The sequence below is a fragment of the Pseudomonas sp. RIT-PI-AD genome (assembly GCF_025642785.1).
Lineage (GTDB): Bacteria > Pseudomonadota > Gammaproteobacteria > Pseudomonadales > Pseudomonadaceae > Pseudomonas_T.
Window position 1 is genome coordinate 16,812 of sequence record NZ_JANZKU010000029.1, and the last position, 15,443, is coordinate 32,254.

Consider the following 15,443-nt stretch of genomic DNA (forward strand, 5'->3'; position numbering starts at 1 on the left):
CGCCGGGCGCTCACTGGGCGCCGCGGTAGCGCTTGGGGGTCAGGCCGAGGTAGCGGCGCATCGCCGTGGTCAGCGCGCTCTGGCTGGAGAACCCGCACTCCTCGGCGATCCGCACCAGCGGCAGCGGGCTCTCCCGCAGCAGGCGCGAGGCCCGGTCGAGGCGGGTCTTGAGCAGGTACTGGTGGGGCGTGAGACCCACGCTGTCCTTGAACTGCACGTGGAAATGGCTCGGGCTGACACAGGCCACCTGAGCCAGCTCGGCGACGCTGATGCGCCGCGCCAGGTGCTCGCCGATGTAGGCATCCAGGCGTGCCAGGTCCAGCGGGCCGACGTTACGCCGGTTGTGCTCGCCGAACAGGCGCAGGTGCAAGGCGCGCATCAGCACGCCACCCAGGGCGCGCGCCAGCAGGGGATCGCTGCCGTAGCGCGCCAGTTCGGCGCCGGCATAGTTGAGCAGGTTCTGGAAATCGGCATCCAGCGCCGGGTAGCGCGGCGTGTCGAACAGGCGGCCGAGCAGTTCGAGATCCTCGGCGGAGGTGTCCTGTTCGTTGAGGTCGAGGATCAGCATGCGATTATCGCCGACCCCGGCGAACTGGTGTTCGGCGTCGCCGGGCACCAGGCAGGCGCGCATCCGGCAGACCTCGCCGCCGCGGCCGTTGACCTCGAATTCGGCGCGACCGGATAGCGACATGACCAACTGGTGGTAGTCATGGGCGTGTTCGCTGGTCTGGTCGTCCAAACGCATGAAGCGGGCTTTGAGCATGGCGGCGCGCGGTCGATTTTTGCGCATTCTAGTGAACTGCCCCGCTGTTGCACAGCACCGGGCGGCGCCTGGCCGGCCGGGCGTGCCGGAGGAATGTCGAACGATGGTTGAAATGCCGGCGGCGTCTCCCCATCTAAGCCTGCATAACTCCTCAAGACGGTGCCCCATGAGCGATCAGGACATTAACCCGGACATTCTCGAAGCCGAAACCCTGCAGTCCGGGACGGGACTGGTCCTGCCCGGCCAGCATCTGCCGGACAAGCTGTACGTCATCCCGATCCACAACCGCCCGTTCTTTCCCGGCCAGGTGCTGCCGGTGATCGTCAACGAAGAACCCTGGGCGGAAACCCTCGAACTGGTTTCCAAGAGCGATCACCACAGCCTGGCGCTGTTCTTCATGGAACAGCCGCCGGAGGACCCGCGGCACTTCGACCCCAACACCCTGCCCGAGCAGGGCACCCTGGTACGCGTGCATCACGCCAGCCGCGAGAACGGCAAGCTGCAGTTCGTCGCCCAGGGGCTGTCGCGGGTGCGCATCCGCGGCTGGCTCAAGCGCCATCGCCCGCCCTATCTGGTGGAGGTGGAATACCCCAAGGAACAGCAGGCGACCAGCGACGAGGTGAAGGCCTACGGCATGGCGCTGATCAATGCGATCAAGGAGCTGCTGCCGCTCAACCCGTTGTACAGCGAGGAACTGAAGAACTACCTGAACCGGTTCAGCCCGAACCAACCCTCGCCGCTGACCGATTTCGCCGCTGCGCTCACCACTGCGCCGGCCAGCGAGTTGCAGGAGGTCCTCGACACCGTGCCGATCCTCAAGCGCATGGAAAAGGTCCTTCCGCTGCTGCGCAAGGAGGTCGAGGTCGCCCGTCTGCAGAAGGAGCTGTCGGCCGAGGTGAATCGCAAGATCGGCGAGCACCAGCGGGAATTCTTCCTCAAGGAACAGTTGAAGATCATCCAGCGCGAGCTGGGCATCAGCAAGGACGACCGCAGCGCCGACAGCGACGAGTTCCGCGCGCGGCTCAACGGCAAGGACGTGCCGCCCCAGGCGCAGAAGCGCATCGATGAGGAATTGAACAAGCTGTCGATCCTGGAAACCGGCTCGCCGGAGTACGCGGTCACCCGCAACTACCTGGACTGGGCCACCGCCCTGCCCTGGGGCGTGTACGGCAAGGACAAGCTCGACCTCAAGCACGCGCGCAAGGTGCTCGACGTGCACCACGCCGGGCTCGACGACATCAAGAGCCGCATCCTCGAGTTCCTCGCGGTGGGCGCCTTCAAGGGCGAGATCGCCGGTTCCATCGTCCTGCTGGTCGGCCCGCCGGGCGTGGGCAAGACCAGCATCGGCAAGTCCATCGCCGAGACCCTTGGGCGGCCGTTCTATCGCTTCAGCGTCGGCGGCATGCGCGACGAGGCGGAGATCAAGGGCCACCGGCGTACCTACATCGGCGCGCAGCCCGGCAAGCTGGTGCAGGCGCTGAAGGACGTCGAGGTGATGAACCCGGTGATCATGCTCGACGAGATCGACAAGATGGGCGCCAGCTTCCAGGGCGACCCGGCGTCCGCGCTGCTGGAGACCCTCGATCCGGAGCAGAACGTCGAATTCCTCGATCACTACCTGGACATGCGGCTCGACCTGTCCAAGGTGCTGTTCGTCTGCACCGCCAACACCCTGGACTCGATTCCCGGCCCGCTGCTCGACCGCATGGAAGTGATCCGCCTGTCCGGCTACATCGCCGAGGAAAAGCTGGCCATCGCCAAGCGCCACCTCTGGCCCAAGCAATTGGAAAAAGCCGGCGTGCCCAGGGACCGCCTGGTGATCAGCGACAGCGCCCTGATGGCGGTCGTCGAGGGTTACGCCCGCGAGGCCGGCGTCCGCCAGTTGGAGAAACAGCTCGGCAAGATCGTCCGCAAGGCGGTGGTGAAGTTGTTGGAGGAGCCCGGCGCCAAGATCAAGGTGGGCCCGAAAGACCTGCCCGACTACCTGGGCATGCCGGTGTTCCGCAAGGAGCAGGTGCTCGGCGGCGTCGGGGTGATCACCGGCCTGGCCTGGACCAGCATGGGCGGCGCCACGCTGCCGATCGAGGCCACGCGCATCCATACCCTCAACCGCGGCTTCAAGCTCACCGGCAAGCTCGGCGACGTGATGAAGGAATCGGCGGAGATCGCCTACAGCTATGTCAGTTCCCAGTTGAAACGCTTCGGCGGCGATCCGCAGTTCTTCGACCAGGCGTTCGTGCACATGCACGTGCCGGAAGGCGCGACTCCGAAAGACGGCCCCAGCGCCGGGGTCACCATGGCCAGCGCGCTGCTCTCGCTGGCACGCGACCAGGCACCGCGCAAGGGTGTCGCCATGACCGGCGAGCTGACCCTCACCGGCCAGGTACTGCCGATCGGTGGCGTCCGCGAGAAAGTGATCGCCGCGCGCCGGCAGAAGATCTTCGAACTCATCCTGCCGGAACCGAACCGCAGCGATTTCGACGAATTGCCGGACTACCTGAAGAACGGCCTGACCGTGCACTTCGCCAAGCAGTTCGCCGACGTCGCCAAGGTGCTGTTCAAGTGAGGCAAGGCTGGCGGCGGACCCGGTTCGCCGCCAGCGAGGTCGCCCTGCCCGCCCCTTGTGGTTATCCTGTGCGGATTCCGCCGACAGGAGTCATCCGATGAATCGCTCGCCCCTCGCCCGCTGCTTGCCCTTGGTACCGCTCGCGCTCCTCGCCGCCTGCGCGCACCAACCGGGCGGCAGCCTGGTCGTCCAGCAGCAGGAGGATTGCCCGTTGCAGATGAGCAATGGCCAGACCCTGGTGCTGAGCCTGCCCAGCGACCCCACCAGCGGCTACCGCTGGGAAATCCGCGAAGGCGCCGCCAACGTACTGCACAGCCTGGGTCCGGAGGTCTACGCGGCGGGCAGCGAGGACGGCCTGGTGGGCGGCGGTCAATCCACCTGGCGCTTCAAGGCCAGCGCACCCGGCGCGGGCCATTTGATGCTGATTTCCCGGCGGCCCTGGGAGACCGGCATCGCCCCCGCGGATATCTTCGATTGCCGGGTCGACGTGTCGCCCTGAGCCGTACCGGGCCGCGGCCCGCATGGGCGCGACGACCGGCATGGATGCCGCGGTCGAAAATACGGTTTGGCCGGCGCCGGCAGTTGGCTAAAATGCCAGCTTTCGCCGCCCGGACCCTGCCGTGAACGACCCCGACCGCATCTATTCCACCCCCCAGCCGCAAGTCAGCGACTTCGTCTTCAACGAGGACGTGGTGCGCGTGTTCCCGGACATGATCAAGCGTTCGGTGCCCGGCTATCCCACCATCGTCGAGAACATCGGCGTGCTCGCCGCCCAGTTCGCCCAGCCCCACAGTTGCCTCTACGACCTGGGCAGTTCCCTGGGCGCGGTGACCCAGGCCCTGCGCCGCCACGTGAAGAGCGAGGGCTGCCGGGTGGTGGCGGTGGACAATTCCGCGGCCATGGTCACCCGCTGCCGGGAATACCTGCACGGCCAGGACTCGATGTTCCAGGAGCTGCTGCCGGTGGACGTGGTGGAAGCGGACATCCTCGCCCTGGAGTTCCAGCCCGCCTCGTTGATCGCGCTCAATTTCACCCTGCAATTCATCGCCCCCGACCAACGCCCGGCGCTGCTCGGGCGACTGCGCCGGGCCCTGTTGCCGGGCGGCGCGCTGATCCTCTCAGAAAAGCTGCGCTTCGAGGAGGCGGAAGAACATCGCCTGCTCACCGACCTGCACATCGCCTTCAAGCGCGCCAACGGTTACAGCGAGCTGGAAATCGCGCAGAAACGCAGCGCCCTGGAAAACGTCATGCGCCCCGACAGCCTCGAAGTGCACCGGGAACGCCTGCTCGACGCGGGTTTCCGCCAGGTCGTGCCCTGGTTCCAGTGCCTGAACTTCGCCTCGCTGATCGCCTTGCCATGATCGGCCGCCTCGACCTCGATGCCCTGCAACAACACCTGGCCGATACGCCGCTGCGGGAGTGGACGCTGGACCTGCCGAGCCAGCTCGACGCCAAGCTGGCCGCCGGCCACGGCGACCTGGCCCGCTGGCTGGCCGCCGTCGATGCCCTGCCCCGGCCAAGCGCCACCCGGATCGATCTGCAAGGCCAAGTGCTGCTGGATGGCGACTGCGATCCCGCCGCACGCGCCCAGGTCACCGCCGCCCTGCAAGGCCTGATCCCGTGGCGCAAGGGGCCGTTCCGGCTGTTCGGCACCCATGTCGACACCGAGTGGCGCTCCGACTGGAAATGGCAGCGGGTGGCGCCGCACCTGGATCTGACCGGCAAGCGCGTACTGGATGTGGGCTGCGGTAACGGTTACTACATGTGGCGCATGCTGGGAGCGGGCGCCGACAGCGTGGTGGGCGTGGACCCGAACTGGCTGTTCTTCTGCCAGTTCCTCGCCCTCAAGGGCTACATGACGGAGGCGCCGGCCTGGCACCTGCCACTCACCCTGGAGGAACTGCCGGAGCGGCTCGAAGGCTTCGACACGGTGTTTTCCATGGGTGTGCTCTACCACCGGCGCTCGCCCATCGACCATCTGCTGGCCTTGAAGGATTGTCTGCTGCGAGGCGGCGAACTGGTCCTGGAGACCCTGGTGGTTGAGGGCGATGCGGAGCAGGTGCTGCTGCCCGAGGATCGCTACGCCCAGATGCGCAATGTCTGGTTCCTGCCCTCGGTGGCGGCCCTGGAGCGCTGGCTGCGCCGGGCGGGCTTTGCCGAGGTGCGCTGCGTCGACGTTAACGTCACGTCCATCGAGGAGCAGCGCAGCACCGCTTGGATGCGCTTCCAGTCCCTGCCGGACTTCCTCGATCCGGCCGATCCCTCGCGCACCCTGGAGGGCTTGCCGGCGCCGGCACGCGCCGTGCTGGTCGCGCGCAAGCCCTGACCCGAGGGGTTCAGTGCGGCCGGCGACCGGCCGCGGCGACGATCAGGTGTTTCATTTCCAGGACGGCGGCCTTGAAGCCGACGAACAGCGCCTGCGCGACGATGGCGTGGCCGATGTTCAGTTCGTGGATCCCACGGATCGCCGCCACCGGCTCGACGTTGTGGTAATGCAAGCCATGGCCGGCGTTGACGATCAGTTCCAGCTCCAGCCCTCGGGCGACGCCGGCGCGGATACGCTCCAACTCATCGGCGACCTCGGCGACGCCCTGGGCATCGGCGTAACGCCCGGTGTGCAGCTCGATGGCCGGCGCGCCGATCCGCCGCGCTGCCTCGATCTGCCGGGGGTCGGCGTCGATGAACAGCGACACCTCGCTGCCCAGAGCGGCGAGACGCTGCACCGCATCGCGAATCCGCGATTCTTGTCCGAGCACGTCCAGACCGCCTTCGGTGGTGAGCTCCTGGCGGGTTTCCGGTACCAGGCAGACGTGAGCGGGCACGATGCGCTCGGCGAACGCCAGCATCGCCTCGGTGACGCCCATTTCGAAATTCATCCGGGTTTGCAGCACCTCCTTGAGCAGCAGCACGTCGCGCTCCTGGATGTGCCGGCGATCCTCGCGCAGGTGCACGGTGATGCCGTCGGCGCCGGCTTCCTCGGCATCCAGGGCGGCCTTCACCGGGTCCGGGTAACGGGTACCGCGGGCTTGCCGGAGCGTGGCGACGTGATCGATGTTCACGCCGAGCAGAATGCGATTGGCTTCAGTCACGGGAAAGGTCCTTGCGATTCATGAATAACTCGCGGCTGACCAGCGGACGGCCGCCGAGGTGAGGCGCCAGGGCCTGGCGCATCAGGCGCTTGGCCGCGGCCAGCGCTCCGGGCGTCCGCCAGTCGGCTTCGGCCATGGCCAGGAGTTCAACGCCCTGGAACGAACCGGGCTGAAGATCCGCCAGGGGCTCCAGCCCGGATTCGGGGAGCAACCGATACAGCCCATTCGCCTGGATGGGCTCGCCCAGGCAGTCGCGATCCAGGGCGAAACCATAGCCCAACTCGTCCAGCAGGCGCCATTCGAATGCACGCAGCAAAGGCTCCAGGGGGCGGTTGGCGGCCAGCGCCGGGACGGTCGCGGCGTAGTGCTGGAATACCCCGGGATGGGGGTCTTCCGCCGGCAGCAGACGGATCAGCAGTTCGTTCAGGTACAAACCGCCGAACAGGGCCTCGCCGCCGAGCATATGGGGAATGCCCCCGCTCTCCAGGCGGGCGACGTTCTTCAACTCGCCACGCCCGCGCAATTCCAGTTCGAGGGGCACGAAAGGCCGTGCCAGGGTTCCGGCCTTGCCGCGCGCGCCGCGCAACACGGCACGCAACCGACCTTGCGGCGTGAGGAAATCCACCAAGGCGCTGCTTTCACGGTAGGCACGGCTGTGCAGGACGAAGGCGGGAAACGAGAGGTTCATGGCGGTTGCAGCCTGCCGGCGAGACCCGCCGGGGAGGACGGGCGCGGCGTCATCGCCACGGCGTCATGAGGGTGGGCGACTCAGCTATCCAGGTAGCCGAGGGAACGCAGCGCGCGTTCGTCGTCGGACCAACCGCCCTTCACCTTCACCCAGAGGTTGAGCATGACCTTGGAGTCGAACAGCACCTCCATGTCCTTGCGCGCTTCCTGGCCGATGCGTTTGATCCGCTCGCCCTTCTCGCCGATGATGATTTTCTTCTGGCCATCCCGCTCCACCAGAATCAAGGCGTGAATGTGCAGGATCCGGCCTTCCTGCTTGAACTCTTCGATTTCCACGGTGATCTGGTAGGGCAGCTCGGCGCCCAACTGGCGCATGATCTTTTCGCGCACCAGCTCGGCCGCGAGGAAACGGCTGCTGCGATCGGTGATCTGGTCTTCCGGGAAGAAGTGTGCGTTCTCCGGCAGGCGTTCGGCGACCAGGCGTTCCAGGGTGTCCAGGTTATAGCCCTGCTGGGCGGAGATCGGCACCAGCTCGGCCTTGGGCAACTGGTGTTGCAGCCACTCCAGGTGCGGCACCAGCTCGGCCTTGTCTTCCAGACGGTCGGTCTTGTTGACCGCGACCAGCACGGGGCCCTGAACGTACTGTATCCGCTCCAGGACCATCTGGTCCTCGTCGGTCCAGCGCGCGCGGTCGACCACGAAGATCACCACGTCGACGTCCTTCAGTGCCGCCGACGCGGTCTTGTTCATGTAGCGGTTGAGCGCTTTCTCGCTGTTCTTGTGCAGGCCGGGCGTATCCACGTAAATGGCCTGTATGTCGCCCTCGGTCTTGATACCCAGCATGTTGTGCCGCGTGGTCTGCGGCTTGCGCGAGGTGATCGCGAGCTTCTGGCCGAGAATATGGTTGAGCAGCGTGGACTTGCCGACGTTGGGCCGGCCGACGATGGCCACGTAGCCGCAACGCGTGGTCGAGGCCTCAGTCATGGCCGTTCTCCACGCCCAGGGCGATGAGTGCCGCCGCAGCGGCGACCTGCTCGGCGATGCGCCGGCTGGCGCCCTGACCTTGGGTTTTCTCAGTCAACAGATTGATCTCGCATTCGACGAAAAAGGTACGGCAATGGGGTTCGCCCTGGATGCCCACCACTTCGTAGCGGGGCAGTTCGCAGGCGCGGGACTGCAAGAATTCCTGCAGACGGGTCTTAGGGTCCTTGTTGGTGTCGACCAGGGTCAGGCCGTCCAGTTCACCCGTGAGCCAGTCCAGCACACGGGCCCGCGCGACGTCCATGCCAGCGTCCAAGTAGATGGCGCCGATCAAGGCTTCCAACGCATCGGCGAGGATCGACTCGCGGCGAAAACCGCCGCTCTTCAATTCGCCGGAACCGAGCCGCAGGTACTCGCCCAGTTCGAAACCGCGCGCCAGCAGCGCGAGGGTCTCGCCCTTCACCAGACGCGCCCGCAGCCGCGAAAGCTGGCCTTCGCGCGCCTGCGGGAAGCGCTCGAACAGCGCTTCGCCGGCAACGAAGTTGAGGATGGCATCGCCGAGGAATTCCAGGCGCTCGTTGTTGCGTCCGGCATAGCTACGGTGGGTCAAGGCCAGGGTCATCAACTCCTGGTCCTTGAAGGTATGGCCGAGCTGACGCTCGAGGCGGGAGAGCGAGAAGCTCACGGCATACGCACGCGGAAATCTTTGTTGAAACGGGCAACCAGATCGAGGTTTCGGATCAAGGGCTCCCGTTTTTCGTATTCCAGGTGCGCTTTGAATTCGTTATTCACCACTTCGACCTTGATGATGTCCTGCGGATTGAGGTCGCGGATGCCATTGACCTGCATCCCCCTGCTGAGGTGGGCATAGAAATCGCTCACGCTGCGGACCTGGGCGGCCTTGTCGGTCTCCACCGAATTGATGATCTTCTCCAGCGACATGTAGTCGAGATAGTGCGGCACCATCTTGAACGCTGCGCTGGCGACGAAAGCCACGACCGCCAGCAGGACGACCCAGCTCAACATCGACATTCCCTTTTGCGAACGCGCAAATCCCATACTGAACCCCGGATTTCTTGAAATTGGACAGTGCTTCGATATTCGTGGCAGCCACCCCGCGCCGTTCAGGAGTCGCGAGGGCGGCGCGAACAATCAGTGAATCAAGCCGACTCTGGAGAAATTCGGCAGATTGCGAGGTTTCGGGTCCGGCCAACTCATCCAAACGGCGAACGCCTTGCCGACGATGTTGCGGTCCGGGACCATCCCCAGCAGATCCTTCGGAATCTTCGGGTCGTTCCAGTAGCGGCTATCGTTGGAGTTGTCGCGGTTGTCGCCCATCATGAAATAGTGGCCTGCCGGCACCTTCCATTCGCGGTTCGGCTCGATGCGATAGCGCTTCATTTCCTTGCGGATCTGGTACTCGACCTCGCCGAGCTTCTCCCCATACAGCACGGCGCTGCCGAGGGTGCCGGGTTCTTCGCCGATCAGGGTATCGGCGACGAGCTGGCCATTGACGAACAACTGCTTGTCGCTGCTGTAGTTGATCGTGTCGCCGGGCAAACCGATCACCCGCTTGATGTAGTTGATCTCCGGCTCGCTCGGATAGCGGAACACCATCACATCGCCCCGCTGCGGATCGCCGATCTCGATCACCTTGGTGTCGATCACCGGCAGGCGGATGCCATAGGCGAACTTGTTCACCAGGATGAAATCGCCGACCTCCAGGGTGGGCTTCATCGAGCCGGAAGGAATCTGGAAGGGCTCGACCAGAAACGAACGCAGGATCAGCACGATCGCCAGCACCGGGAAGAACGACTTGCCGTACTCCACCAGCAGCGGCTCTTTATCGAGACGTTCGAGGGTTTCCGGGTCGGGCTCACCCACCTGCGCGCTGTACGCGGCGATGGCCGCGCGCCGGCGCGGCGCCAGCGCCACCAGATCGACGAGAGCCAGCAGACCGCACACGGCCACGGCGATTACCAACAAGAGCGGGAAATTGATCGACATAGATCCTAACTATCCACTTTGAGAACGGCGAGGAAGGCTTCCTGCGGGATTTCCACGCTACCGACCTGCTTCATCCTTTTCTTACCGGCCTTCTGCTTTTCGAGCAGCTTGCGTTTACGGCTGACGTCGCCGCCGTAGCACTTGGCCAGAACGTTCTTCCTGAGGGCCTTCACCGTGGTACGGGCGACGATCTGTCCGCCGATGGCGGCCTGGATCGCCACGTCGAACATCTGCCGCGGGATCAGCTCTTTCATTTTCTCGGTAAGGGCTCGCCCTTTATGGTGAGCCTTGTCGCGGTGCACGATCAGCGCCAGGGCATCCACCTTCTCGCCGTTGATGAGCACGTCCAGCTTGACCAGGTTGGCGCTTTCGAAACGGTCGAAGGTGTAGTCCAGCGACGCATAGCCCCGGCTGACCGACTTGAGCCGGTCGAAGAAATCCAGGACCACTTCATTCATCGGCAGATCGTAGCTTACCTGAACCTGGCTGCTGAGAAATTGCATGTCGCGCTGGACGCCACGCTTCTCGATGCACAGGGTGATGACGTTACCCAAGTGCTCCTGGGGCACCAGGATGTTCGCGCGCACGATGGGCTCGCGCATCTCGCCGATGGACGCCAGATCCGGCAATTTGGACGGGTTATCGACGTAAATGGTTTCGCCGCTCTTCAGCACCACTTCGAAGATGACCGTGGGCGCGGTGGTGATCAGGTCCAGGTCATATTCCCGCTCGAGACGCTCCTGGATGATCTCCATGTGCAACATGCCGAGAAAGCCGATGCGGAAACCGAAGCCCAGGGCCTCGGAGCTTTCCGGCTCGTACTGCAAGGCGGCGTCGTTCAGGGTCAGCTTCTGCAGCGCTTCGCGGAAGTCCTCGAAATCGTCGGAGCTGACCGGGAACAGACCGGCGTACACCTGCGGCTTGACCCGCTGGAATCCCGGCAGGACGTCCACGTCGGGGGTCGTCGAGAGAGTCAGGGTGTCGCCGACGGGAGCGCCGAGGATTTCCTTGATACCGGCGATGATGAAACCCACCTCACCGGCCTTCAAATCGGCCATCTCGGTGTGCTTGGGCGTGAAGACCCCGACGCTATCCACCTGATGCAGCTTGCCGGTGGACTTGACCAGGATCTTGTCGCCTTTCTTCACGCGCCCGTGCTTGACCCGGACCAGGGAGACCACGCCCAGGTAGTTGTCGAACCAGGAATCGATGATCAGCGCCTGCAAGGGAGCGTCGATGTTGCCCTGGGGCGGCGGGATCAGCGTAACCAGGCGCTCGAGTACGTCGATGACGCCCATGCCGCTTTTCGCGCTGCATTGCACGGCGTCGGTGGCATCGATGCCGATGATGTGCTCGATTTCTTCCTTGACCCGCTCAGGTTCGGCCTGGGGCAAGTCCATCTTGTTCAACACCGGCATGACCTCGAGCCCTTGCTCGATGGCGGTATAGCAGTTGGCGACGGACTGGGCCTCGACGCCCTGCCCCGCATCCACCACCAGCAGCGCACCCTCGCAGGCCGCCAGGGAACGGCTCACTTCATAGGTGAAGTCGACGTGTCCGGGGGTGTCGATGAAATTCAGCTGGTAGGTGCGGCCGGCCTGGGACGTGTAGTGCAGCGTGACGCTGTGGGCCTTGATGGTGATGCCCCGCTCGCGCTCGAGGTCCATGGAATCCAGCACCTGAGCTTCCATTTCACGATCGGAGAGGCCACCGCACATCTGGATGAAGCGGTCGGCAAGGGTCGACTTGCCATGGTCGATGTGGGCGATGATGGAGAAATTGCGGATATGACTCAGATCACTCACGGATCAACACTCGAAATAACCACGAGCCGGTTGCTCGTCGAAAAATAGTCGCGGAGTTTACCCGATAGGCCGACGTAACGTCACGCCCGGTAAATAGAGAGGGCCAATCGAAAAGGGCGACCTAAGTCGCCCTTTCGTATCGTTGCTTTTATTCCGCCAGCTTGAAGGTAATGAAGCTGGCTCGTCCTTGCCGCAAGACCCGCATGGATACCGAGCGATTTTTCGGGATGCCTTGAGCGATCTGCTCGAAGCTTTTCGCCGAATCGACCGCCTGGTTATTCAGGTGAGTGATCACGTCGCCGGGACGCAGGCCTATCAGGGCCGCAGGACCGTCCTGGACTTCCTTGATGATCACGCCGCCCTTGAGGTCGAGGCCTTTCTTCTGTTCCGCAGTCAGCTCGGAAACGGTGACGCCCAGACGATTGCTGCTGCGCTCCACACCCGGCGCGGCGCCCGGCCCGGTCATTTCCTCGCCCTCGTCCGGCAGGTTGCCGATGGTCATCTTGAGGGTCTTGCGGGTGCCTTCACGAACCACTTCCAGGTTGGCCGTCGCGCCCGGCTTCAGCGCTCCCACCAAGTGCGGCAGATCACCCGACATGATGATCGGCTGACCGTCGAGGCTCAGGATGACATCACCCACTTGCAGACCGCCTTTGGCGGCCGGGCCATCTTCGAGAACCTGCGCCACCAGGGCACCGGCGGGTTTCTCCAGACCGAACGACTCGGCCAGGTCCTTGTTCACTTCCTGAATTACCACGCCCAACCACCCGCGGCTGACCTTGCCATCGGCCTTCAACTGGTCGGATACGCTCAAGGCCACGTCGATCGGGATCGCGAACGACAGCCCCATGAAGCCGCCGGAACGGGTGAAGATCTGGGAGTTGATGCCCACCACCTCGCCTTTCAGGTTGAAGAGCGGACCGCCCGAATTACCCGGGTTGATCGCCACGTCGGTCTGGATGAAAGGTACATAGCTTTCGTTGGGCAGATTACGGCCTTTCGCCGATACGATACCCGCGGTGACCGAATGATCGAAGCCGAAGGGAGAGCCGATGGCCAGTACCCATTCCCCGACCTTGAGTGGTTCGGACTTGCCGAGCTTGACGATGGGCAGGTTCTTTCCTTCCACCTTCAACAGGGCCACGTCGGTGCGGGAGTCGGCGCCTATCAGCTTGGCCTTGAGCTCGCTGCGGTCCGACAGGCGGACAATGATCTCGTCCGCGTCGGCAACCACGTGGTTGTTGGTCAAGATGTAGCCGTCCGCGGAGATGATGAAACCCGACCCCAGGGACTGCGCCTCGCGCTGGCGTCCACCGTTCGGATTACGCGGCATCTGCGGCATGCTGCGCTCGAAGAATTCGCGAAACATCGGCGGCAGGCCCTCGAGATCGGGCATGCCCTGGGCACTTGCGATATTCCGATCAGGTAGCTTCTGACGCGTGCTGATATTCACCACCGCAGGCGATGCTTCTTCGACGAGCGGCGTGAAGTCAGGCAAATCCGCGGACGCAGTCAATGACTGCCCTAACAGAAGTACAGTCGCTACCGCTGTTAGATAAGCTCTCAAGTTGAACATTTGATACAGCTCCCGTTACACAACGAGGAATAAGGCTCGAAACAGATCGGACGATCTGAGAGCCGACACACGACCAGCCGAGCATATCGACTGACCTCGCCTCAACCCACTTGAGGGTCTGAGGCAACATTAAGGTTGAATCCGCCTACAACCAGGCCATCCGATTTAAACGTCCAGTCTGAACTACAGGCCAAAGCATTTCGCTTGATTCGACGGTGCAGAAATCACCAGCATTCGACTATGAATCATCGAAAGGTTCCCGAAGACCGCAAAGACGGAAACGTTAACCATCGAGCCTTCAAGTTTCGCGCACAGAAAAACCTACCCTATATCGGGAACTTCGAATACGAGAAATTAAGATACAAATCGGAATGAAACGAGACGTCAGATCGATGATGGCGGAATGACTACCCCGAACTTCTCCACCCGCATCTATGCGGTGCCATTCTCATGAGTGGAGAAGTTTCTGATGCCTATGTACGAACGTACAAGGCAAGACTATCTCGGAGCATCACAGCTTATGCCATATAAGTAGCTAGACCAACGAAGCCCATTACCTATACAGCTTCGCTTCCTTAGCGATTTTCGGAGGCAGAGCCGTTCACGCTCGGAACAGCCTGATTCTCTTCTTGCCATGCTGCTTGACCCGATTCAGCATTTGCCGCAGGCGCGTCAAGGGTGGTTTCTTCGGTATAACCTGCCAAGACGGCCGGGCCTTTCGCTTGCGGCATGACCAAGGACGGTTGTTGCATGGGCTTGGCATTTTGCTGAGCCAATTGCGCGCCGGCCACTTCGTCTTGGTTATAAAGACGCACGCCCGCCAATACAGCGACAGTCACGGAGGCGGCTACTGCCAAGCGGCCCAAACCGCGCCAAGGCGCACGGGCTTTGGCAGGCACGGCCTCTGCTGCGATGGCTGCGGAAACGGCGGCAGCGATATCCATCTGGGGCAGCAGGAGTTCGTTATGCATGGCCGCGCGAGCGACTTGATAACGTGCCCAGCTTTCCCGTACATCTGCACCTTCACTGGCGCTCAGTACTCTACGCAGTTCCAGTTCGTCCGCTTCGTTATCCATCACCGCGGACAGCGATTCCTGCAGGGTTTCACGATTCATGGTGGTTCCTCTCTTGGCTGTCGCCGCTGCCTAGGCTTCCTGCAACAAAGGTTGCAGGGCTTTGTCGATGGCTTCACGCGCCCGGAATATCCTGGAGCGCACGGTACCAACTGGACACTGCATGACACTCGCAATGTCTTCGTAACTCAGACCATCAAATTCACGCAATGTTAGAGCGGTGCGCAAATCTTCTGGTAACTGCTGGATGGTTCGATGAACGGTGCCCTCGATCTCATCCCGCAACAACGAGCGCTCCGGTGACTCGATATCCTTGAGAGCATGGTCGCCATCATAGAATTCGGCATCTTCGGCACTTACATCGCTATCTGGAGGACGTCTTCCGCGCGCCACCAGATGATTTTTCGCCGTGTTGATGGCGATGCGGTACAGCCATGTATAAAAAGCGCTGTCTCCGCGGAAGTTCCCGAGTGCTCGGTAAGCCTTGATGAAGGCTTCCTGGGCGACATCCTGGGCTTCCTGGGTGTCGTGGACGAATCTCACGATCAATCCAAGGATCTTGTGCTGGTACTTCAGTACCAGCAGGTCGAAAGCCCGTTTATCGCCGCGCTGCACCCGCTCAACCAACTGTTGATCCTGCTCCTGGGTCAGCATCGACCTTCCTCCTGACGTTCGAAGGAATGTCGCGCCGGCCGGCAGATCAAGCTGCCAAAATAGACTCGGGCGTTGCGCAAAAGTTCTCCCCTCCAAGCAAGCTTCCTGCAGAACGGTTTTCATCCTGCACGGAATCGTGCAGCAGGACCCTTATCCCGCTGCACGAGTAATTTTTCACTTGAGCCGAATGTGCCTAAAGCTCGAAGCCTTCGTCATCGCGAACAAGCAGTGTCCCTTTCAAG

At 63.0% G+C, this 15,443-nt stretch carries 14 protein-coding genes and 1 pseudogene; 4 read left to right on the top strand and 11 right to left on the bottom strand.

What is annotated here, in order from left to right:
• Positions 1–10: 10 nt before the first annotated feature.
• Entirely contained in the window at positions 11–763 is a 753-nt protein-coding gene (locus tag OGL92_RS19315) for an AraC family transcriptional regulator (RefSeq protein ID WP_263146775.1), read from the bottom strand.
• A gap of 166 nt (positions 764–929) precedes the next feature.
• On the opposite strand from OGL92_RS19315, the gene lon reads away from it, so the two are divergent.
• From lon to cmoB, 4 genes are all read left to right on the top strand, one after another.
• Positions 930–3,329 carry an endopeptidase La gene (gene lon / locus OGL92_RS19320; protein WP_263146778.1) on the top strand — a complete coding sequence of 800 codons (2,400 nt, stop codon included), beginning with the start codon at positions 930–932 and terminating at the stop codon, positions 3,327–3,329.
• Positions 3,330–3,426: 97 nt separating this feature from the next.
• Positions 3,427–3,828: a protease inhibitor I42 family protein gene (locus tag OGL92_RS19325; RefSeq protein WP_263146780.1), complete on the top strand. Its 402-nt coding sequence runs from the start codon at positions 3,427–3,429 to the stop codon at positions 3,826–3,828.
• A 121-nt stretch (positions 3,829–3,949) separates the two neighbouring features.
• Positions 3,950–4,690 (top strand): carboxy-S-adenosyl-L-methionine synthase CmoA, encoded by a 741-nt coding sequence (gene cmoA / locus OGL92_RS19330; RefSeq protein ID WP_263146781.1) that lies wholly within the window; start codon positions 3,950–3,952, stop codon positions 4,688–4,690.
• Positions 4,687–5,655: a tRNA 5-methoxyuridine(34)/uridine 5-oxyacetic acid(34) synthase CmoB gene (cmoB, locus tag OGL92_RS19335; RefSeq protein ID WP_263146784.1), complete on the top strand. Its 969-nt coding sequence runs from the start codon at positions 4,687–4,689 to the stop codon at positions 5,653–5,655. The genes cmoA and cmoB overlap by 4 nt, the downstream gene beginning before the upstream one ends.
• A 10-nt stretch (positions 5,656–5,665) precedes the next feature.
• Here the strand turns inward: cmoB and pdxJ are convergent, their stop codons facing one another.
• From pdxJ to rpoE, 10 genes and pseudogenes are all read right to left on the bottom strand, one after another.
• Positions 5,666–6,418 carry a pyridoxine 5'-phosphate synthase gene (gene pdxJ, locus OGL92_RS19340; RefSeq protein ID WP_263146786.1) on the bottom strand — a complete coding sequence of 251 codons (753 nt, stop codon included), beginning with the start codon at positions 6,416–6,418 and terminating at the stop codon, positions 5,666–5,668.
• On the bottom strand, positions 6,411–7,106 hold the full coding sequence (recO, locus tag OGL92_RS19345; protein WP_263146787.1) for a DNA repair protein RecO: 696 nt from the start codon (positions 7,104–7,106) through the stop codon (positions 6,411–6,413). Before recO ends, pdxJ begins: the two co-directional genes overlap by 8 nt.
• Positions 7,107–7,186: 80 nt before the next feature.
• On the bottom strand, positions 7,187–8,089 hold the full coding sequence (era, locus tag OGL92_RS19350) for a GTPase Era (RefSeq protein WP_263146790.1): 903 nt from the start codon (positions 8,087–8,089) through the stop codon (positions 7,187–7,189).
• Positions 8,082–8,771 carry a ribonuclease III gene (rnc, locus tag OGL92_RS19355; RefSeq protein ID WP_263146792.1) on the bottom strand — a complete coding sequence of 230 codons (690 nt, stop codon included), beginning with the start codon at positions 8,769–8,771 and terminating at the stop codon, positions 8,082–8,084. Before rnc ends, era begins: the two co-directional genes overlap by 8 nt.
• Positions 8,768–9,145: a DUF4845 domain-containing protein gene (locus OGL92_RS19360; RefSeq protein WP_263146795.1), complete on the bottom strand. Its 378-nt coding sequence runs from the start codon at positions 9,143–9,145 to the stop codon at positions 8,768–8,770. Before OGL92_RS19360 ends, rnc begins: the two co-directional genes overlap by 4 nt.
• 93 nt (positions 9,146–9,238) lie before the next feature.
• Complete coding sequence (gene lepB, locus OGL92_RS19365) at positions 9,239–10,093, bottom strand: signal peptidase I (RefSeq protein ID WP_263146798.1); 855 nt, start codon at positions 10,091–10,093, stop codon at positions 9,239–9,241.
• 5 nt (positions 10,094–10,098) lie between these two features.
• Positions 10,099–11,898, bottom strand: coding sequence for a translation elongation factor 4 (lepA, locus tag OGL92_RS19370; protein ID WP_263146802.1), 1,800 nt, complete (start codon positions 11,896–11,898; stop codon positions 10,099–10,101).
• A 148-nt stretch (positions 11,899–12,046) separates the two neighbouring features.
• On the bottom strand, positions 12,047–13,474 hold the full coding sequence (locus OGL92_RS19375; RefSeq protein WP_263146805.1) for a DegQ family serine endoprotease: 1,428 nt from the start codon (positions 13,472–13,474) through the stop codon (positions 12,047–12,049).
• 686 nt (positions 13,475–14,160) lie between these two features.
• Positions 14,161–14,589, bottom strand: a pseudogene (locus OGL92_RS19380) (sigma-E factor negative regulatory protein); the annotation flags it as partial.
• Positions 14,590–14,619: 30 nt separating this feature from the next.
• Complete coding sequence (gene rpoE / locus OGL92_RS19385; protein ID WP_143487279.1) at positions 14,620–15,201, bottom strand: RNA polymerase sigma factor RpoE; 582 nt, start codon at positions 15,199–15,201, stop codon at positions 14,620–14,622.
• Positions 15,202–15,443: the final 242 nt, after the last annotated feature.

What these genes read in the sequence shown, in the direction of transcription:
- recO (WP_263146787.1), bottom strand. Translation starts at nt 7,106, where the DNA reads ATGAACCTCTCGTTTCCCGCCTTCGTCCTGCACAGCCGTGCCTACCGT.
- rpoE (WP_143487279.1), bottom strand. Translation starts at nt 15,201, where the DNA reads ATGCTGACCCAGGAGCAGGATCAACAGTTGGTTGAGCGGGTGCAGCGC.
- cmoB (WP_263146784.1), top strand. Translation starts at nt 4,687, where the DNA reads ATGATCGGCCGCCTCGACCTCGATGCCCTGCAACAACACCTGGCCGAT.
- OGL92_RS19315 (WP_263146775.1), bottom strand. Translation starts at nt 763, where the DNA reads ATGCTCAAAGCCCGCTTCATGCGTTTGGACGACCAGACCAGCGAACAC.
- OGL92_RS19360 (WP_263146795.1), bottom strand. Translation starts at nt 9,145, where the DNA reads ATGGGATTTGCGCGTTCGCAAAAGGGAATGTCGATGTTGAGCTGGGTC.
- lon (WP_263146778.1), top strand. Translation starts at nt 930, where the DNA reads ATGAGCGATCAGGACATTAACCCGGACATTCTCGAAGCCGAAACCCTG.
- OGL92_RS19325 (WP_263146780.1), top strand. Translation starts at nt 3,427, where the DNA reads ATGAATCGCTCGCCCCTCGCCCGCTGCTTGCCCTTGGTACCGCTCGCG.
- OGL92_RS19375 (WP_263146805.1), bottom strand. Translation starts at nt 13,474, where the DNA reads ATGTTCAACTTGAGAGCTTATCTAACAGCGGTAGCGACTGTACTTCTG.
- era (WP_263146790.1), bottom strand. Translation starts at nt 8,089, where the DNA reads ATGACTGAGGCCTCGACCACGCGTTGCGGCTACGTGGCCATCGTCGGC.
- lepB (WP_263146798.1), bottom strand. Translation starts at nt 10,093, where the DNA reads ATGTCGATCAATTTCCCGCTCTTGTTGGTAATCGCCGTGGCCGTGTGC.